Origin of the sequence: Amycolatopsis sp. NPDC049868 (assembly GCF_044461365.1) — a bacterium.
GTDB lineage: Bacteria > Actinomycetota > Actinomycetes > Mycobacteriales > Pseudonocardiaceae > Amycolatopsis.
In genome coordinates this window covers 1,038,251-1,059,137 of the sequence record NZ_JBITKV010000001.1, presented here as the reverse complement: position 1 = coordinate 1,059,137, position 20,887 = coordinate 1,038,251, and the positions used below count along the sequence as shown (strand labels likewise).

The window sequence follows — 20,887 nt, the reverse complement described above, 5'->3', positions numbered from 1 at the left end:
CGGACGCGGGTTCACCGACAGATACTCAGACCAGGAGACCCCTCGGTGACCGACACCTTGCCCGTCACAGGCGGCCATGGCCCACCACTGTCCTATCCGGACACCACACTCACCGGGCTGATCCTCGCCCAGGCCGCGCGCACCCCCGACGCCGTCGCCGTCCGGCAAGGGGAAGCCCGGCTGACCTACCGCGAGCTGGTCGCGTCGGCGACCGGCGTCGCGCGGCTGCTGTGGTCCCGGGGTGCCGGACCCGGCACCCGCGTCGGTGTCTGCGCCGACCGGCGGCCGGAGCTGATCTCGACCGTCGTGGGGGTGCTGCTGTCCGGGGCCGCCTACGTGCCGCTCGAACCCGGTGGCCCGAAGACGCGGCTGGCCGAAATCGCCGCGGACGCCGGGATCTCCCTCGTCGTTGGTGACTGCGCGCGGGCCGAATTCGGTGCCACGCAAGGTATCGAGGCGCTCGACGTGCCGCCGCCCGCGGACGGGCCCGCCGAATGCCCGGCCGGGCCGGACGACCTCGTCCACCTGCTCTACACCTCCGGCTCCACCGGCCGTCCCAAGGGCGTGCTGACCAGTCACCGCAACGTGGTCGCGTTCGTCACCGGGTTCGCCGCCGCCCTCGGGATCCGGCCCGGTGCCCGGGCGCTCGGCATTTCCTCGCCCGCGTTCGACGCCTTCACCATGGACGTGTTCGTCCCGCTGACGCACGGCGGATCGGTCCAGCTCACCGGCACCGCCGACCGGGCCGACCCCGAACGGCTGCGGCGATTCCTCGTCGAGCACGACGTGGAATGGGGCTTCGTCACGCCGACGCTGCTGTCCATGGTGGACCCCGCGGCCGTACCCGGCTGGCGCGTCATCGCCTGCGGTGGCGAGCCGGTACCCGCGGAGCTCGCCGCGCGCTGGATGCCGGGACGGCGGTTCTTCAACGCCTACGGCCCGACCGAGACCACCGTGGTGGTCGTCACCGACGAGGTCACCGGTATCCCCAGCGACCCGCTGCCGCTCGGCCGTCCGACGCCGAACCACCGGGCCTACGTCGTGGACGCCGAGCTGCGTCCGGTCGCGCCCGGCGAGATCGGCGAGCTGCTCATCGGCGGCCCGGGCGTCGCGCGTGGCTACCTCGGCAGTCCGGAGCTGACCGCCGCGAAGTTCGTCGACGACCCGATCACACCGGGAGAACGGCTCTACCGCACCGGTGACCTGGCCCGCGAGCTGCCCGACGGCCGCCTCGGGTTCGCCGGCCGCGCCGACCGGCAGGTGAAGGTCCGCGGCCAGCGGATCGAGCTGGGCGAGGTGGAGGCCGCGCTCATGACCCATCCGGACGTCGAAGCCGCCGCCGTGACGGCCGTCCCCGGGCAGGCGGGCACCCGGCTGGTTGCCTTCCTGGCACCGGCGTCCGCACCGTCCGATGTGGACGAACTCGGCCGGGACCGGCTCACCGCGGCGATGCGCCCGGAAGCGGTGCGGGTGCTCGACCGTCTGCCCGTCAACCCGCTCACCGGCAAGATCGACCGGCCCGCGCTGCGCGACCTCGCCGAAGCGGCGCTGGCGGGAGAGCCGGCGGACCTCGGCCCGCTCGGCACCCCGGCCGAACGCGCGGTCGCGGCCATCTGGCGGCGCGTACTCGGCCCCGGCGCGGGACCGGATTTCCTGGCCTCGGGCGGGAACTCGATCGCCGCGATGCGCCTGGTCGCGGCGCTGCGGGCGGAGCTGGCCGCCGACGTCGCCACGGAGGACGTCCTGGCCGGAGGCACATTCGGCGGGCTTACCCGGCGGGTCGCGGCCGCGCCGCCGCTGACGGGGCCGGGACTGACCACCGGGCACGCGCCCGCCCTGTCCCCGCAGCAGCGGCGGCTGTGGTTCCTCGACCAGCTCGCCCCGGACGCCGCGCCGTACAACATCGCGATGGCGTTCCGGCTGACCGGCGCGCTGGACGTCGACGCGCTGCGCCACGCCTTGCGCGCGGTCGTCGAGCGGCACGACGTGCTCCGCTGGCGGATCCGGGCCGTCGACGGCGCGCCGGTGGCGGATCGCCTGCCGCCGTCGGACGTTCCGCTGCCGGTGGCGCCGGTGACCGAGGACGGTCTGCGGGCCCGGCTGGCCGCCGACGCCGCGACCCCGGTGCACCTCGACCGTGAAGCTCCCTGGCGAGTGCGGCTCTACCGGCTCGGTGAGACGGAGCACGTACTCGGCTTCACGCTGCATCACGCGGTGTTCGACGGCTGGTCGCAGGACCTGCTGTGCGCCGACCTGTCGGCGGCCTACCGGGGCGAGCCGCTGCCGCCGCCGGTGGCGTCCTATGCGGACTACGCGGTGTGGCGGGCCGGACGCGACGAACGGCGGGAGGCCGTGGATGTCGCCTGGTGGACCGAACATCTCGCCGGTGCACCGGCCACAGTGGACATTCCGCGCGACCGGCCGCGCCCGGCCGTGCAGACCTACCGGGGCGCGAGCCTGCATCAGTCCTTTTCGGACAGTGTCGCCAAGTCGGTACGGGCGCTGGCCGCCCGCACCGGCACGACGCGCGCCGGCGTGCTGCTGGCCGCGTTCGGCCAGCTTCTGCGGCGGCTCACCGGGGCGGCCGACCATCTGGTCGCCACGGTCGTCGCGGACCGGCAGCTCGCCGAAAGCCAAGACGTCGCGGGGTTCTTCGTGGACATCGTTCCGGTGCGGCTGCGGGCCGACGACGCGGCGGACTTCGCCACGCACGTCCGCGACGGCGGCGCGGAACTCCTCGCCGCGACCGCGCATCCGGCCGCGCCGGTCGAGCGGCTCGTCGAGGCGCTCGGCGTGCCCCGCGATCCCGCGCACGCCCCGCTCGTGCAGGTGATGTTCAACGTCCTGAACTTCGCCGAGCCGAGGCTGGACCTGCCCGGCGTGGCTTCGGCGTGGCTGCCGGTCGACAAGCCGGGGTCGCCGTTCGACCTCACGGTGTACGTCCACGACGACGGCGTCGAACTGCTGTACAACCCGGACCTGTTCGACCACGCCCGGATGGCCGGGCTCGCCGAGGACTACGTCACCCTGCTCGGCGCGCTGGCCGCGGCGCCGGACGCGCCGGTCGGGACGAGCGTGCCGGACCTGCCGCGGGTGAGCGTCCGCACCGCCGCGCCGGGCGCGACGACCCGCGCCAGGGCACGGCCGCCGTCGGTGACCGCGGACCCGGCGGCGCTCGCCGCGACCGAGGCCGTGATCGCGCGCGCTTGGTGCGACGTCCTCGGCGTCGCGGAAGTGGGGCATACCGACAACTTCTTCGACGTGGGCGGGCATTCGCTCGCCGTCGTCCGGGTGCACGCCCAGGTCACCGCCCGGCTAGGCCGCCGGATCCCGATGGTCGACCTGTTCACCCACCCCACCGTCCGAGCCCTCGCCGCGCATCTGCACTCCGGCGGCGCCGCCGGCCCGGAACTGGCCCGAGCCGCCGAACGCGTCGCCGCCCGCCGCGGCCGCATCCAGACCAGAAGACCCCGTCGCACCGCCGGCCCGGCCGGCCCCGGATAGGAGCACCACCGTGACCCACCTCCCCGAAACCGGCACCGGCGATCCCGGAGCCGAACCGATCGCGATCGTCGGACTCGACGTGCGCGTACCCGGCGCGCGTGACGCGCGGCAGTTCTGGCGCAACCTCGTCGACGGTGTCGAGTCGATCGTGCCCGCCACCCGCGAGGAGATGATCGCCCGCGGCGCCGCACCGGACACAGTGGACGATCCGAGCTGGGTGAACGCCACCGCCGTGGTCGACGGCTTCGACGAGTTCGACGCCGAGCTGTTCGGTATGACCAGCCGCGAGGCCGAGATCACCGACCCGCAGCATCGGCTGTTCCTCCAGTCGTGCCACGCCGCGCTGACCGACGCGGGCTACGACCCGGCCCGCTTCGACGGCGCGATCGGCGTCTACGGCGGGTCCGGGGGCACCGGCTACCTGACGGAGAACCTGCTGCGCAACGAGCGGCTCCTCGCCTCGCAGCACGGCGGGATCGGCATCTCGACCGGCAACCAGCCGAGCTACCTGACCACTTCGGTGTCGTACAAGCTCAACCTGCGCGGCCCGAGCCTCGCGGTGTTCACCGCCTGCTCGACGTCCCTGGTCGCGGTGCACCTCGCCTGCGAGGCGCTGCGCAACGGCGAGTGCGACATGGCGCTGGCCGGCGGGGTCAACGTGGAGATGCCGCACGGCGTCGGCTACATGGGCGTCGACGGCTTCACCTCACCGGACGGCCACGTGCGCGCGTTCGACGCGGACGCCAACGGCACGGTCTGGAGCAGCGGCGTCGGGGTCGTGCTGGTGAAGCGGCTGTCGCAGGCGATCGAGGACGGCGACCACATCCGGGGTGTCGTGCTCGGCAACGCGATCAACAACGACGGCGCCACCAAGGTCGGCTTCTCCGCGCCCAGCGTGTCCGGGCAGACCGAAGCGGTGGCGCAGGCCGTCGGTATGGCCGGAGTGGATCCGCGCACCATCGGCTACGTCGAGGCGCACGGCACCGGCACCGCGCTCGGCGACCCGATCGAGATCACCGCACTGTCCACTGTGTACGGGAACGGGGTCGCGGACACCGGCTGGTGCGCGATCGGCTCGGTGAAGTCCAATATCGGCCACCTGTCGCAGGCGGCGGGCGTGGTCTCGTTGATCAAGGCCGTGCTCGTCATGGAGCACGGGCTGATCCCGCCGACCATCAACTACCACGAACCCAACCCGGGGATCGACTTCCCGGCGAGCCCGTTCTACCCGGCGCGCGAAGTGACGAAGTGGGAGGCGGACCGGGTGCCGCGGCGGGCGGGCGTCAGTTCGTTCGGCGTCGGCGGCACCAACGCGCACGTCGTACTGGAGGAGGCGCCGAGCCCGCAGCGATCCCGGACACCGCACCCGGCGCATCTGTTGCGGATTTCGGCCAACACCACGGAAGCACTCTCGGCCGCGGTCGACCAGCTCGCCGAGCGGCTGGCCGGAGACGTCGATCTCGATCTCGCCGACGTGGCGTACACCCTCGCGGCCGGGCGCACCGAGTACCCGCACCGCGCGGTCGTCGTCGCCCGTGACCCGGAGGACGCGGTCGACGGGCTGCGTGACCCCCGGCGTCTGGTGTCCGCACAGGCCGGGGAGACGAACGTGGCGTTCCTCTTCCCCGGGCAGGGTTCCCAGTACGCCGGGATGGGCGCCGAGCTGTACGACGCGGAGCCGGTGTTCGCCGCGGCCGTCGACGAATGCCTGCGGCTGCTCGAATCCGAGCTGCCGGAGCTGCGCGACCTGATCTTCGGGCGCGGCGGCGAGCAGGCGCTGCGGGAGACCCGCGTGACCCAGCCCGCGCTGTTCGTCGTCGAGTACGCGCTGGCGAAGCTGTGGCAGAGCTGGGGTGTGCGGCCCGCGGCGATGATCGGGCACTCGGTCGGGGAGTACGTCGCCGCCACCGTCGCCGGGGTCTTCACCCTGCCGGACGCGCTGAATCTGGTCGCCACGCGCGGCCGCCTGATGCAGTCGATGCCCGCCGGGGCGATGCTGGCCGTCCAGCTCGACGAGGAGAGCGTCGCCACGCGGTTGCCGGACGCGCTCGCGATCGCCGGGGTGAACGGGCCCGGCACGTGCGTCGTGGCCGGGCCATCGGACGCCGTCGCGGATTTCGCGGCCACGCTCAAGGCCAGCGGCGTGCAATGCCGCGAGCTGGTGACCTCGCACGCGTTCCACTCGCCGATGATGGATCCGATCCTCGCCGAGTTCACCGCGGCCGTTGACGCCGTCGTTCGCACCGCGCCCGTGCGGCCGTTCCTGTCGAACGTCACCGGCGACTGGATCACCGACGCCCAGGCCACCGACCCCGCCTACTGGGCCTCGCACCTGCGTCAGGCCGTCCGGTTCGGTGACTGCGTCAAGAACCTGTTCGCGCGCGGCGGCCGCTGGGCGCTCGTCGAATGCGGCCCGGGGCATCAGCTTTCCGGGCTGTCTCGCGGCCAGGTGCCGAAGGGGATGCCCGCGCCGCAGCCGAGCCTGCCGGGCCGTGCCGAGCGCATCGGCGACGTCGAAACGCTTTACGGCGCGGCCGGTCTTTTGTGGACGAACGGGGTTTCGCTGGAACCGCGGACGTTCGGCGCGCCCGGCCACCGGGTCCCGCTGCCCGGCTACCCGTACGCGCGCAAGCGGTATTGGGTCGACCCGGACCCGGTCACGGCGACCCAGCCCGTGCGGTCGACCGGTCCGCTGCCGCTGTCCGAGTGGTTCGCGGTCCCGGCGTGGCGGCAGGCGGAACCGGACCTGAGACGCGAGCCCTTCGCGGACGCGCTCGTCTTCGCCGCCGACGACGTCCTGCCCGGACTGCTGCGCGACGCGGGGGTGACGGTCACCGAGGTCCGCCCCGGCGACGGGTTCGCCGCGACGGAGACCGGATTCACCGTCCGGCCCGGGGTCCGCGAGGACTACGACGCGCTCGTGGCCGCGTTGCCCGCCCGGCCCGAGCGGATCGTCCACGCCTGGACGCTGGCCGGTGACGAGCGCGGTATGGCCGCGCAGGACCACGGGTTCTTCAGCGTGCTCAATCTTGTTCAGGCCTGGGGCGAGCCGGTGCGGATCGACGTGCTGAGCACCGGCACCGCCGACGTCACGGGCACCGATCTGACCCGGCCCGAGCACGCGACCCTCGCCGGTATCGCGCGGGTGGTGCCGCTGGAGGTGCCGGGCACGGTGGTGCGCCGGATAGACACCGATCGCTTGCAGGACACCGTCGCCGAACTGTTCCGTCCCGCCGACGCGGCGGCCGAGGTCGCGCTGCGGGCAGGCCGTCGCTGGGTGCTGGACTACACCCAGCTCGAACTGCCCGCGACCGCCGAGCCGGTGCTGCGCGACGGCGGCCGGTACCTGATCACGGGCGGGACCGGCGGTATCGGCATCACGCTCGCCGAGGACCTCGCCCGCCGGGTGCGGGCGAAGCTTGTGCTGCTCACCCGCGCCGGGCTGCCGCCGCGGGCGGAGTGGGACGCGCATCTCGCCGCGCACGGCGGCACCGACCGCGCCGGGCGCGCGATGCTCGCCGTGCGGCGGATGGAGGCCGCGGGAGCGGTGGTCCACGTAGTCGCCGCCGACGTCACCGATGCGGCGCGTCTGCGCGAGGTGCGTGAGCTGGCCGAGCGCGAGTTCGGCGGCCTCGACGGGATCGTGCACGCCGCCGGGTTGCCCGGTGGCGGCGTCGCCGAGGTGAAGGAGCGGGCCGCGGCGGAGGCCGTGCTGGCCCCGAAGATCGCCGGGACGCTGGCGCTGGCCGAGGCGTTCGCCGACCTGCCGATGGACTTTGTCGCGCTGTGCTCGTCGATCACCGCGGTGGCGGGCGGTATCGGGCAGGTCGACTACTGCGCCGCCAACAACTTCCTCGACGCTTACGCGCGGGGCGGCCACGGCTGGCAGGCGCGGCTGGTCTCGCATGCCTGGGGTGGCTGGGACGAGGTCGGCATGGCCGCGGAGGTGGCCGCGCCGACCACGATCCGTACCGCCCGGTCGCGGTCGCTCGGCCCGGTCGAACACCCCGTGCTCACCACGCGCACCGAGGACGGCGCGCACGGGCTCGTTTCGGCGGCCACCCACTGGCTGCTCGACGAGCACCGGATCGCCGGGGTGCCGGTGGTTCCGGGCACGGGACATCTGGAGACCGTCCGCGCGGCGGTGGCCGCGGCGCTGCCGAAGCCCGGGGACGGGCACGTCGTCGAACTGCGGGACGTCGCGTTCCTGGAGCCGTTCGGCGTCCCGGACGGCGCCACCGCGGAGTACCGCGTGGAGTTCGACGGCGACGACTTCACCGTGACCAGCCACGTCGCGGGTGCGAGCCGGACCCACGTGCGCGGATCCGCCGGATGGGTCGTCGCCGAGCCGGTGTCCACTGTGGACATCGCTGCGGTGACCGGGCGGACCGAGCCGATCGACGACGGACACGGCTTCGGCACCGGCCGCACCAGCATGGTCACCTTCGGCCCGCGCTGGGCGGCGTTGCGTGAACACCGCATCGGCGCACAGGAGGAACTGGCCACGATCACGGCTCCCGAGGCGGCGGCGGGTGACGTCGGCGCGTGGGGACTGCACCCGGCATTGCTGGACGTCGCGACCGCGTTCGGCCGCGGCCGGGGGAGCGGCACCTACCTGCCGATGAGCTACGGCCGGATCGTCGTGCACGACGCGCTCCCGGCGAGTTTCCGTAGTCATCTGCGCTACCGCGACTCCGGCGGCGACCAGGTGGTGGCGGCCGACCTCTCGCTGTGCGACGAGACCGGCCGCGTGCTCGTCACGATCGAGGACTTCGTGCTGCGCCAGGTCGATCAGGACGCCGTCGGCGGTGGCCTGACTTCGACGTCCGCTGCCGCCACCGCGGGGACGTCGACCGGGATCCGGCCGGTGGACGGCGCCGAGGCGTTCGTCCGGGCGCTGGCCCCCGGTCTCGGCGGGCAGGTGGTGATCACCACCCTGCCGGTGCGGGAGCTGATCGAGCGCCAGGTTAGCGCCGAGGAACTGGAGGAACCCGGCGAAGCGCCGGTGACGCTGTCGGAGGACGACTACGTCGCCCCGCGTACCGAGCTGGAGGCCGAGATCGCCCGCCAGTGGACCGAGCTGCTCGGCGTGGAGAAGATCGGCGTGCACGACGATTTCTTCGCCCTCGGCGGCAACTCGCTGGTCGCCATCCAGCTCATCGCCCAGGTGCGCAAGGCGACCGGTACGCGGCTGGCGATGAAGACGCTGTTCGAAGCGTCCACAGTGGCCACTCTGGTCGAGCGGATCGAGGAACTGCGCGCAGGCAAGGCCGAGGCGCCCGCCGAAGAACCCGCCCGGACCACCATCCCGAAGCTTGAGCGCTAGAACAGGAAATCATGAGCGACACGAAGGAATGGACGTTCCCGGCCTCGTTCGGGCAGGAGCGGATCTGGCTGTCCGGCCAGCTCGACCCGGCGTCCCCGGTGTACAACCTGCATTGCCAGGCCCGGCTGGACCGCCCGCTGACCGCGGAGCAGTGGCGCGCCGCGCTCGGCGTCATCGTCGGGCGGCACGAGGCGCTGCGCACGTCGTTCCGCATGGATGGCGGCGCGCTCATGCAGGTGGTGCACGCCGAGGTGCCGATCGAGCCCGAGGTGCACGACCTGCGGGAGCTGCCCGCCGACGCCCGCGACACCCGGCTCGCCGAACTCGTCGGTGGTGTGTCGCGCGAGGCGATCCCGCTCGACTCGCCGCCGCCGTGGCGGGCCCAGGTGTGCCGCATGGCCGACGACGAGTGGGTGCTCACGTTCGTCGTGCACCACACGGTGTTCGACGCCGGCTCGGTGCTGGTGCTGGGGGCCGAGCTGGGCGAGGCGTGCGACGCCGTGTTCGAGGGCCGCGAGCCGAAGCTGCCCGAGCTGGCCATCCAGTACCCGGACTACTCGGCCTGGCAGCGCGGGCAGCTCGAAACGTCGAGCGAACAGCTGGACTACTGGCGCAAGCAGCTCACCGGACTGCCGCCGGTGCACGGCCTGCCCACCGACCGGCCGCGGCCGTCGGAGCTGACGTTCGCCGGTGACCAGGTGCACTTCATCCTCCCGGACGGTCTGATCGACCGGGTGGGCGAGCTGAGCAGGGAGCTGTCGGCGTCGCCGTTCATGGTGCTGCTGGCCGGCTACGCGGCGCTCCTGTCACGACTGTCCAGAGTGGACGACGTCGTCGTCGGCGTTCCGGTCGCCGGTCGCGAGCTGCCCGAGCTGGCGAACCTGATCGGCATGTTCGTCAACCAGATGGCCGTACGGATCGACTGCTCGGGCGCGCCCGCGTTCACCGAGCTGGTCGGGCGGGTCCGGACCACGCTGCTGGAGGCGATCGACCACAGCCAGGTGCCGTTCCAGGCGGTCGCCGAGGCGGTCGGGACCGAGCGCGATCCCGGCGTGCAGGCGCTGTATCAGCTCGGGTTCAACTTCCTACCCGACTCGGGGCTGGAGCCGATCCGCTCGGCCACCGCGAAGGACGACATCGCGATCGACCTGACCGCCGTGGACGGCAGGCTCGTCTACCGCACCGACCTGTTCGACCGCGAGACCGCCGAAGCCGTCGCCGAGCGGTACGTGCGGCTGCTCGACGCGGCGCTGGCCGATCCGGCCGGGTCGGTCGCGGATCTGCCACTGCTGTCGGACGTCGAGCGCGAACTGGTCCTGAACGGATGGAATCCGACGGAACTGTCCACTCCGGACACCAAAACGGTGCACGCCCGGTTCGAGGAACAGACGCGCCGGACCCCGGACGCGCCCGCCGTCGACTTCGGCGGGGTTCGCCTGACGTACGCCGAGCTGAACACGCGAGCCAACCGCGTCGCGCACCGGCTGCGTGAGCTGGGCGCCGGTCCCGGCACCGTCGTCGGCGTGTGCGTGCCGAATTCGGCGGACCTGCTGACCGGTGTGCTCGGGGTGTTGAAGAGCGGTGCGGCCTACGTCCCGCTCGATCCGGACAACCCGGCTCCCCGGCAGGCGCTGATCCTCGCCGACGCGGGCGTCCCGTTCGTGCTGGTGACCGGAGAGTCCACAGTGGACACCAAGACGCTGGTGCTGGACGATCCGGCCGAGTGGTCCACCGCGGCCACCGAAGACCCGGAACCGGCGGCAGGGCCGGGCGACGTCGCCTACGTGATCTACACGTCGGGCTCGACCGGGCGGCCCAAGGGCGTCGAGGTCGAGCATCGGGCCGTCGACACGTATCTGGCGTGGGCGCGTGAGGCGTATCCCGGCCTGGCCGGACGGGCGTTGCTGCACACGTCACCGTCGTTCGACCTCACCGTGACGACGCTGCTAGGCACCTTGACCGCCGGCGGTGCGGTGGTCGACGGAGGCCGCCCGACGTTCGTCAAGGCGACCCCGACGCATCTCGCCGTCCTCGCCGAGGAGCTGTTCCCGACGGGTGAGCTGGTGCTCGGTGGCGAGGCGCTGACCGCCGAGACCGTTCAGCCGTGGCGGGAGCGGCACCCCGGCACGCTCGTCGTCAACGAGTACGGCCCGACCGAGGCCACGGTCGGCTGCGTCGTGCACCGGATCGAACCCGGGGACGAGCTGCCCTCCGGGCCCGTCTCGATCGGCCGCCCGGTGCCCGGCACCCGCGCGTACGTCCTCGACGAGCGAGGGCAGCCGGTGCCGCCGGGCGTCCCGGGCGAGCTGTACGTCGCCGGGTCGCAGCTGGCCCGCGGCTACCTCGGCCTGCCAGAGCTGACCGCCGAGAAGTTCACGGAGGGCCCGTCCGGGCGGATGTACGCGACCGGAGACCTCGTCCGCTGGCGCCGCGACGGCTCGCTCGACTACCTCGGCCGCGCCGACGAGCAGGTGAAGCTGCGCGGCTACCGCATCGAGCCCGGCGAGGTCGAAGCGGCACTGCGCGAGCTGCCGCAGGTGCGGGACGCGGCCGTGGCGGTCCGTGGCGACACGCTCGTCGGCTATGTCGTCGGCAGCACCGAAGGAGCGGCCGAGGCCCTGCGCAAGACGTTGCCGGAGTATCTCGTGCCGACCCGGTTCGTGACGCTCGACGCGCTGCCGATGGCGGCCAGCGGCAAACTCGACCGGGCCGCGCTGCCGGATCCCGAACCCGGCGAGGCGCCGGAATACGTCGCACCCCGTACCGCGGCCGAAGAACTCGTCGCCGAGGTTCTCGGCGAACTGCTCGGCATCGACGACCTCGGAGCACACGACGATTTCTTCGCCCGTGGCGGAAATTCGCTGCTGGCGATCCGCGCGATGGCCAGGCTCCGCAAGCAGATCGAAGTCGACATCCCGGTGCGGGGGCTGTTCACCCTCACCACCGTCGCCGGGCTCGCCGCCGAGATCGAGCGGCGGCTCGCCGAGGATCTCGACCAGCTCAGCGACGAAGAGGTCCAGCGTCAGCTGGCCGAAGGCGAGCACTCATGACCACGATCGACGAAACCAGCGCGGCCGCGCGCCGTGCCCTGCTCGAACGGCGGCTGCGACGGCGCGCGGAGCCGGCCGCGACCATCACGCCGCGTCCCGGCGACGCCGTCGTCCCGCTGTCGTACCAGCAAGAACGCGTCTGGTTCATGGAGCAGTTCGCACCGGGCACCGGGTCCTACCACATCCCGGTGCCGATCCGGCTGACCGGCAGGCTCGACGTCGCCGCCCTTCAGTCCGCTTTGGACAGCCTTCCGGCGCGGCACGAGGCGCTGCGGATGCGGTTCCCGGCGGGGGACGACGGTCAGCCGACCGTCCACATCGAACCCTTGGTCACCGTCGATTTGTCCATAGTGGACGCCGGAAGCGAGGAGGCCGCCCGCGCCGCCGTCGACGCCGCCGCGGCCGAGACGTTCGACCTGGCCACGGGCCCGCTGCTGCGGGCGACGCTCGCGCGGGTGGCCGACGAAGAACACCTGCTGGTCTTGTGCACGCATCACATCGTGGGCGACGGCTGGTCGGTCGACCTCCTGCTGCGCGACCTCGCCGCGCAGTACCACGCCCTGAGCACCGGCGGCACGGCCGAGCTGCCCGCGCTGAGCATCGGGTACGGCGACTTCGCGCACTGGCAGCGCCGCACGCTCACCGGCGGCGAACTCGACCGGCAGCTGGAGCACTGGAAGGCGCAGCTCGCCGGGGTCGAGCCACTGGAGCTGCCCACCGACCGGCCCCGGCCCGCCAAGCAGAGCTTCGACGGCGAGATCCACGAGTTCTTCGTCGAGCGCGATCTTGCCCGCGCCCTCGGCGAGCTGAGCCGCGAGCACGGGGTCACGCTCTTCATGACCTTGCTTGCCGCCTATCAGGTGCTGCTTTCGCGGTACTCGGGCCAGGAGGACTTCGCGATCGGCTCGTCGTCGGCCGGGCGCGGTCTGCCCGAGCTGGAGGGCGTGGCGGGCATGTTCATCAACATGCTGCCGCTGCGTGCCCAGCTGGAAGGCGACCCGACGTTCGCCGAGCTGCTGGAACGCACCCGGCGGCACGTGCTGGACGCGTTCGAGCACGCCGACGTCCCGTTCGAGCGGCTGGTGAACGCCCTCGGCGTGCCCCGCGACGTCAGCCGCTCGCCGGTGTTCCAGGCGATGTTCGTGCTGCAGAACTACGAGATGGGCCGGATGGGCGAGGCGGGCGAGTCCGAAGTGGACTTCCGCTGGCTGCCGATGGATCTGCCCGCGACCCGGTTCGACTTCGAGTTCCACGCGATCGAGCTCGAACGCGGGCTGATCGGCAAGCTCGTGTACAACACCGCGCTGTTCACCGCGGACACGGTCGCCGGGATGGCCGGGCGGCTGGTCACGCTGCTGCGCTCGATCGTCGCCGCCCCGGACCGGCGGCTGTCCGAAGTGGACATCCTCGACGCCGCGCAGCGCGAACTCGTCCTAGAACACTGGAACGCCACGACGGCGGATTTCCCGCAGACCACGCTGCACGCGCTGGTGGAGGAGCAGGCCGCCCGGACGCCGGACGCGCCCGCGGTGACCTTCCGCGGCGCGTCGCTGACCTACCGCGAGCTGGACGAGCGGGCCAACCGGCTCGCACACCGGCTGCGTGGTCTCGGCGTCGGACCGGGCGTGCTCACCGGTGTGTTCGCGGAGCGGTCGTTCGAGCTGGTCGTCGCACTCCTCGGCGTGCTGAAAGCCGGTGGCGCGTACGTCCCGCTCGACCCGGAGTACCCGGCCGACCGGCTGGCGTTCATGCTGCGGGACGCGGCCGCGCCGGTCGTGCTGACGCAGGCGGCGTTGCGCGAAACGCTGCCGCCGGGGGACGCGACCGTCGTCGTGCTGGACGACCCTGCCGAGACCGCGGGGCAACCAGGCACCCCGCCCGAGCCGCTCGCCGGACCCGAAGACCCGGCGTACGTCATCTACACCTCCGGCTCCACTGGTCAGCCGAAGGGCGTGCCCAACGGTCACCGCGGCATCGTCAACCGGCTCGACTGGATGCAGCGCGCGTACCGTCTCGACGGCACCGATTCGGTGCTGCAGAAGACCCCGGCCGGTTTCGACGTGTCGGTCTGGGAGTTCTTCTGGCCGCTGATCACCGGCGCCCGGCTCGTGCTCGCCGAACCGGGCGGCCACAAGGACGCCGCGTATCTGCGTGAGCTGCTCGCGTCCGAAGGCATCACCACCGCGCACTTCGTGCCGTCGATGCTCACGCTCTTCCTGGCCGAACAAGGCGTCGAGACCTGCACGGCGCTGCGGCGGGTCGTGTGCAGCGGCGAGGAACTGCCGCTCGACGCCGCCCGCGAGTTCACCCGGCGGCTGCCGGACTGCGAGCTGCACAACCTCTACGGCCCGACCGAAGCCGCCATCGACGTCACCTCCTGGCACTGCACGCCCGCCGCGCTCGCCGACGTCGCGTCGGTGCCGATCGGAGCGCCGATCCAGAACATCCGGATCTACGTCCTCGATCGTGCCGGGCGGCCCTGCCCGGTCGGCGTGCCCGGCGAGCTTCACATCGCCGGTGTCGGTCTCGCCCTGGGGTACCACAATCGCCCGGAGCTGACGGCCGAGCGGTTCGTGCCGGACCCGTTCCACAGTGGACGGATGTACCGCACCGGCGACCTCGCGCACTGGCGCCCGGACGGGACGATCGCGTTCCTCGGCCGGATCGACCACCAGGTCAAACTGCGCGGCCTCCGCATCGAACTGGGGGAGATCGAGACGACCTTGCGCGCCCAGCCGGGCGTGCGCGACGCCGCCGTGATCGTCCGCGAGGACACGCCGGGGGACAAGCGGCTGGTCGGGTACGTCGTCGGCGACGCCGAGCCCGGCGCGCTGCGGACGGCGCTCAAGCAGAGCCTTCCGGACTACATGGTCCCGCCGTCGTTCGTCGCGCTCGACGAGCTGCCGCTCACCCCGAACGGCAAGCTCGACCGCAAGGCGCTCCCCGCTCCGGTCGCGTCGCGGGACGCGACCAAGGAACTGGTCGCGCCGTCGACCCCGGTCGAGACCCTGCTCGCCGAAATCTGGCGTGACGTGCTCAAGGTGGACGAGCTGGGCGTCGACGACGACTTCTTCGACCTCGGCGGCCATTCGATGCTGGCCACCCAGGTGGTGGCGCGGATCGGCAAGGCGGACGCGGGCCAGGTCGGTGTCATGGATCTGTTCCAGCACCGCACGATCCGCGAACTGGCGTCCTTTATGGACGGTGACGACGCCGACCGGCCGCGGCATCTGCTGTACGAGCTGACCAAGCCGACGAAGCAGCGGACATTGACCTATGTCTGCTTCCCCTACGGCGGCGGCAGCGCGATCGTCTACCAGCCCTTGGCCGACGCGCTCCCGGAGGGCTACTCGCTCTACTCGGTCGCCATCCCCGGCCACGACGTCGGACTGTCCGAAGAGGCCCTGCCCTTCGACGACCTGGTCGTGCGGCTGGCCGACGAGATCCTCGACCGCGTCGACGGCCCGTTGGCCATCTACGGCCACTGCGGTGTCGGCAACGCGCTCGCCGTCGCCGTCGCCCGGCTGCTCGAAGAACGCGGACGCGAGCTGGAGGTCGTCTACATCGGCGCGATCTTCCCGTTCGCCCGGATGAAGGGTGCGGTCGGCACACTGCGCACCCGGCTGGAGAAGCTACGCAGCAACCGGTACTACTCGAACTGGCTCAAGGGCATGGGCGTCGACACCGACGACCTCGACCCGGCGCAGGCCGACCGGATCATCACGAACATGCGCGCCGACAGCCGCGCCGCCGAGGAGTACTTCAGCGGCCTGCTCGACGCCCGCGTGGCCAAACTGCGCGCACCGATCGTGTCGGTGGTCGGCTCCGAGGACCCGGTCACCGACTACTACGCCGAGCGGTACCGGGAATGGGAGTTCCTCACCGACACCACCGCGCTCGTGGTGCTCGACCAGGCCGGGCACTTCTTCCTCCGCTATCGCGCCGAAGAACTCGCGGAGATCGTCACGCGTGTGCATCCGGCGCTGGACGATCCCGGCGAGCTCGACGTCCGGGTCCGCGGCGAAGACGCGGCCTGGGCGGTGCACGAGACCCATCGGGCGGTCGTGGACGAGAAACCCACGGTGCGGCCGAGCATGGGCCGGTTCGTCACCATCACCATCGGGCAGCTGGTGTCCTCGACCGGCTCGGCGCTGACGTCGTTCGCGGTGCCGATCTGGCTCTACACCCGCACGGGTTCGGTCGCCGACCTCGGCCTGCTGTGGGCGCTCGCACTGCTGTTCGGCGTGCTCGTCCTGCCGGTGGCGGGCGCACTGGTCGACCGCGGCGACCGGCGGCGGATCATGATCGCGGCCAGCAGTATCGCGGGCGGGATCCAGCTGATACTGGCGTTACTGCTGATCACCGGGCACGTCCAGCTGTGGTTGTTCTACGTGCTGATCCCGCTCGGGTCGGTCGCCTCTTCGTTCCAGCGCATCGCCTATCAGTCTTCGGTGGCGCAGCTGGTGCCGAAGCAGTATCTCGGGCACGCGATGGGCCTCGCTCAGCTGTCCAACGGTTTCGCCCAGCTGCTGATGCCGGTGCTCGCGGCCGGGCTGCTGGCGGCGATCGAACTGTCCGGCATCCTGATCCTGGACATGGCGAGCTACGTGTTCGCGATCGTGGGCCTGCTGCTGGTGCGGTTCCCGGACATGATGGGCTGGCGCCCGCGTGAACCGCTGCTGACGGCGATCGCGGGCGGGCTGCGGTACTCGTGGAACCACCGCGGTTTCCGCACGATGCTGCTGTATTTCGCGCTGGCGAACGTCTTTCTCGCCCCCGCGCTGGTGCTCCTCTCGCCGCTCGTGCTGTCGTTCGGCTCGGTCACCGACGTCGCGCAGGTGGCGCTCGCCGAGGCTCTCGGCGCGGTGGCGGGCGGCATCGGGATGGCGTTGTGGGGCGGCCCGCGGCAGCGGCGGATGGTCGGCGTGCTCGCCGGCAACGTCGGGATCGCGCTCGGCAGCCTGGTGATGGGCCTGCGGCCGTCGCTGATCGTCGTCGCGGCCGGGGTGTTCCTCCTGGCCGCCGCGATGGCCGTGTCGCAGGGTATCTACGCGACGCTCGTGCAGGTCAAGGTGCCGCAGCGGTTCCACGGCCGGGTGTTCGCGATCAACCAGACGATCACGTGGTCGACGCTGCCGATCGGGTTCGCCGTGCTGGCGCCGCTGGCGGTCGGCTGGTTCTCGCCGCTGCTGGCGCCGGGCGGCGCGCTGACCGGGTCGGTCGGCGCCGTGCTCGGTACCGGCGAGACGCGGGGGATCGGGCTCGCCTACGTCGTCTTCGCGCTGATCCTGTTGCTGATCAACGTGGGCGGGTTCTCGCTGCGGCGGCTGCGCCGGTTCGACACCGAGGTACCCGATTCGCTGCCCGACGATCTGGTGGGGGCTCAGGAACGGGAGCGCAAGCTCGCCGGGAAGGAAGCCGCATGAGTACGGCAGTGCTGGTCAGGGAGGCCCGCGGGCACTGGGTCGGCGAGGTCGCGCCGTCGGTGCGGGCGGCCGGGCACCGCGTGGTGCTGCTCGCCCCGCCGATGGACGCGGCCGAGCGTGCCGCGCTGGACGGGGTGGTGGACGACATCGTCGCCCTCGACGACGTCCACGACCCGGAAGCCGTCGCGGCGAAGGTCCGGGAGATCGACGGAGGCGCGTTGGCCGGGATCTTGACCGGCTCGGACGGCGCCATCGCGAGCACTGCCCAGGCCGCGGAACTGCTCGGGGTGGCGCGCTGCCCGGCATCGGTGTTCGCCTTGTGCGCGAACAAGTTCGCCGTCCGGGAAGCCCTCGCCGCGGCCGGGCTGCCCGGACCCGCGTACGCCTTGATCTCGTCGGCCGACGAGGCGGCGTCGGTCGCCGCGGCGGTCGGGCTCCCGGCGATCGTCAAACCGGTCAACGGGGCGGGCAGCAACCTCGTCCGCACCGTGTCCACTGTGGATGAACTGGCGGCCGCGTACGAGCTGCTGGCCGTGCGGCTTCCCGAGTCCGCGGATCCGCGCTATCACCGTCCATTGGGGACACTCGACCCTTCGGTGACGTTTCTCGTCGAAGGATTCCTGAGCGGTCCGGAGTACGCGGTGGACGTGCTGGTCCGTGACGGGGTGGCCGAACCGGTCGAGATCCTCGACAAGCCGCTGATCGACGAGCGGAAGTTCGAGCTGGCGCTGTCGTGCCCGCCCGCCGGGCTCACCGCCGACCGGGCCGCGCTGGTCACCGCCGCGGCGGTCGCCGCCGTCCGCGCGCTGGGGCTCGACAACACCTGTGCCCATGTCGAGCTGATCGACGACGCCGACCGCGGCCCGACGATCGTCGAGGTCAACGCGGGCAGGCCCGCCGGATCGATCATGCCGCTGCTGGCGAAGCTGCGCACCGGCATCGACGTGTTCGCCGAGCTGGCGGCGCTCGCGGTGGGTGCCCCGCCGCCGGTGCGGGAACCGGCGAAACTGCCGATCCCGCTGGGCATGCTGATCCTCTACGCGGTCGGTTCCGGCCGGCTGACGAGGATCGGCGGGCTCGACGAGATCGCCGAGCTGCCCGAGGTGATCGACGTCGTCACCACCGTCTCGCCGGGTCAGGTGCTCACCGACGAACAGGAGACCTACGCGGTCAACCTCGTCGTGGCCGGGTTCGCCGATCACGAGGACCTCGCCGACCTGCACGCGGAGGCGAGCAAGCTCGTCCGGCTCGAACTGGAGGAAGTGTGAAAACCGCGTTCGTGGTCTGCGAGACCGCAGGACAGTGGATCGCCGACTTCGTGGCCGCTGTGCACGCGACCGGCCTGCGGGCCGAGCTGGTCACCCAGCCCTTGGAGCCGGCCGAGCTGGCACAGGTGGCGGAACTGGTGGACGGCGTGGTCGTCGTCGACGACGTCCGTGATGCCGAAGCCGTCGCCGAGGCGATCCGGGTGCGGACCGCCGGTCCGGCCGGGGTGGTGACCGCCGCCGAGGGGATCGTCGCGAGCGTCGCCCGTGCGGCCGAACTGCTCGGCATCGCGCGCTGCCCGGCGTCGGTGTTCACCGTGGCGCACAACAAGTTCGCGGTCCGGCAGGCGCTGGCCGCGACCGGGTTGCCGGGGCCGCGGTGCGCGCTGATAGCGGCCGAGTCCGAGGCGGCGTCGGTGGCCGAGGCGGTCGGGCTCCCGGCGATCGTCAAACCGGTGAACGGCGCGGCGAGCAATCTCGTCCGCACGGTGTCCACTGTGGACGAACTGGCGGCGGCGTACCGGCTGCTGGCCGAGCGGTTGCCGCTGTCGGAGGACGCCCGGTACCACCGGCTCGTCGGTGGCGGACCGGAGCCGATCGACCCGCTGAAGGTGTTCCTCGTGGAAGGCCTGCTGCGTGGCCCTGAATACGCGGTCGACGTCCTGGTGCGCGACGGCGCCGCGGAGCCGGTGGCCGTGGTGGAGAAGCCACTGATCGACGAGCGCAAGTTCGAGCTGGGCATGGTCTGCCCGCCGCTCGAACTGTCCGAAAAGGACACCGAACGGCTGCTCGCGGCGGCGACGGCCGCCGCGCTCGCGCTGGGCCTGGACAACACGTGCGCCCATCTGGAGCTGATCGACGACGCCGAGCTGGGCCCGACGATCGTCGAGGTGAACGCGGGCCGTCCGGCAGGCGGCGCCCAGCCGGTGCTGCTGAAGCTCGCGACCGGCATCGACGTCATCGCCGAGGCCGTTTCGCTGGCGCTGGGCACGCCACCGCCCGCGCGGGGTACCGGCCTGCCGCTACCGGTCGGCTACCTGATCTTCTACGCCGAGGGCACCGGGCGGCTGGTCCGCGTCGAGGGCACCGACGAGGTCGCCGACCTGCCCGAGGTCCTGGAGGTCGTCACGATCGTGCGCCCCGGCCAGCTGCTCACCGACGACCAGGAGATCTACGCGGTGAACGTGCTCGCCGCGGGGTTCGCCGACACCGAAGACCTCGCCGCGCTGCACGCCGAGGCCGCCAAGCTGATCCGATTCGAACTGGAGGAGTCATGACCGCCGAACTCACGGCGAACCTCGGGCACATCGAGGGCAACGAACACACGAAACTCACCGTGTACCCGGCCACTGGTCTGGACTGGGTTCGCGCGCACCGCGAAACGCTGCAGGACCGGCTACGCGAACACGGCGCGATCCTGCTGCGCGGGATGCCTGCCGACCTGACGGTGTTCAACCAGGTCACCGAGGAGATCGGCGGCTCGCTGCTGACGTACACGGAACGATCGACGCCACGATCGGCGGTCTCGGGCAACATCTACACCTCGACGGAGTACCCGCCTGCCGAGTCGATCCCGATGCACAACGAGAGCTCGTACTCGGCGCACTGGCCGGACCGCCTGTTCTTCCTGTGCGACATCGCGGCCGAAACCGGTGGCGCGACGCCGATCGCCGACAGCCGCGCGATGTACCGCCTGCTGCCGGAAGACCTGCGCGAGCGGTTCGCGGGCGGCGTCACCTACACGCGGGCGTTCCGCGAAGGCCTCGGGTTGAGCTGGCAGGAGGCGTTCCAGACCGACGACCGGCAGGCGGTGGAGGACTACTGCACCGCCAACGGCCAGACGTACGAATGGACCGACGAAGGCCTGCGCACGCGGCACGTCCGCCCGTCGTTCGTCGCGGAACCGCACACCGGCGGGATGGTGTGGTTCAACCAGGCCAACCTGTTCCACGTCTCGAGCCTGGGGGAGGAGGTCAGCGAGGCGCTGCTGGAGCTGTACCCGGTGGAAGACCTGCCCCGCAACGCTTTCTTCGCCGACGGCTCGCCGATCCCGCAGGCGGACCTGGACACGATCAAGGCCGCGTACGACGAGGTCAGCTACGCGTTCCCGTGGCAGCCGGGCGACATCATGGTGATCAACAACATGCTGATGGCGCACGGACGCGAACCGTTCACGGGGAAGCGGCGGACCTTGGTCGCGATGACGTGACCTCGGCTCGTCCGCGATCATGTCGCGAAAGCCACTTTCGGGACGTGTGATGTCCCGAAAGTGGCTTTCGCGACACGATCGCCGGACGGCCCCGAGTGGGCAGCCCG

The 20,887-nt window shown here is 72.0% G+C and carries 7 protein-coding genes; all 7 read left to right on the top strand.

All coding sequences use genetic code 11. From position 1 onward, the window contains the following. Nucleotides 1–45: 45 nt before the first annotated feature. The 7 genes from ACIBTM_RS05125 to ACIBTM_RS05095 are packed head-to-tail and all read left to right on the top strand — an operon-like array spanning nucleotide 46 to nucleotide 20,780. Nucleotides 46–3,504: an amino acid adenylation domain-containing protein gene (locus ACIBTM_RS05125; RefSeq protein ID WP_395875259.1), complete on the top strand. Its 3,459-nt coding sequence runs from the start codon at nucleotides 46–48 to the stop codon at nucleotides 3,502–3,504. A 10-nt stretch (nucleotides 3,505–3,514) separates the two neighbouring features. Then, nucleotides 3,515–8,830 (top strand): SDR family NAD(P)-dependent oxidoreductase, encoded by a 5,316-nt coding sequence (locus tag ACIBTM_RS05120; protein ID WP_395875258.1) that lies wholly within the window; start codon nucleotides 3,515–3,517, stop codon nucleotides 8,828–8,830. An 11-nt stretch (nucleotides 8,831–8,841) separates the two neighbouring features. Next, nucleotides 8,842–11,880: an amino acid adenylation domain-containing protein gene (locus ACIBTM_RS05115; RefSeq protein WP_395875257.1), complete on the top strand. Its 3,039-nt coding sequence runs from the start codon at nucleotides 8,842–8,844 to the stop codon at nucleotides 11,878–11,880. Beyond that, nucleotides 11,877–17,306 (top strand): amino acid adenylation domain-containing protein, encoded by a 5,430-nt coding sequence (locus tag ACIBTM_RS05110; RefSeq protein WP_395875256.1) that lies wholly within the window; start codon nucleotides 11,877–11,879, stop codon nucleotides 17,304–17,306. Before ACIBTM_RS05115 ends, ACIBTM_RS05110 begins: the two co-directional genes overlap by 4 nt. Next, complete coding sequence (locus tag ACIBTM_RS05105) at nucleotides 17,303–18,574, top strand: ATP-grasp domain-containing protein (RefSeq protein WP_395875254.1); 1,272 nt, start codon at nucleotides 17,303–17,305, stop codon at nucleotides 18,572–18,574. Before ACIBTM_RS05110 ends, ACIBTM_RS05105 begins: the two co-directional genes overlap by 4 nt. Continuing rightward, the gene (locus ACIBTM_RS05100) at nucleotides 18,571–19,848 is read left to right on the top strand and encodes an ATP-grasp domain-containing protein (RefSeq protein WP_395875253.1); all 1,278 of its coding nucleotides are present in this window, start codon (nucleotides 18,571–18,573) and stop codon (nucleotides 19,846–19,848) included. Before ACIBTM_RS05105 ends, ACIBTM_RS05100 begins: the two co-directional genes overlap by 4 nt. Continuing rightward, complete coding sequence (locus ACIBTM_RS05095; protein WP_395875252.1) at nucleotides 19,845–20,780, top strand: TauD/TfdA family dioxygenase; 936 nt, start codon at nucleotides 19,845–19,847, stop codon at nucleotides 20,778–20,780. The genes ACIBTM_RS05100 and ACIBTM_RS05095 overlap by 4 nt, the downstream gene beginning before the upstream one ends. Nucleotides 20,781–20,887: the final 107 nt, after the last annotated feature.

Bases quoted from the DNA above. Each gene is read 5' to 3' on its own strand.
- ACIBTM_RS05115 (WP_395875257.1), top strand. From the start codon at position 8,842: ATGAGCGACACGAAGGAATGGACGTTCCCGGCCTCGTTCGGGCAGGAG.
- ACIBTM_RS05110 (WP_395875256.1), top strand. From the start codon at position 11,877: ATGACCACGATCGACGAAACCAGCGCGGCCGCGCGCCGTGCCCTGCTC.
- ACIBTM_RS05105 (WP_395875254.1), top strand. From the start codon at position 17,303: ATGAGTACGGCAGTGCTGGTCAGGGAGGCCCGCGGGCACTGGGTCGGC.
- ACIBTM_RS05095 (WP_395875252.1), top strand. From the start codon at position 19,845: ATGACCGCCGAACTCACGGCGAACCTCGGGCACATCGAGGGCAACGAA.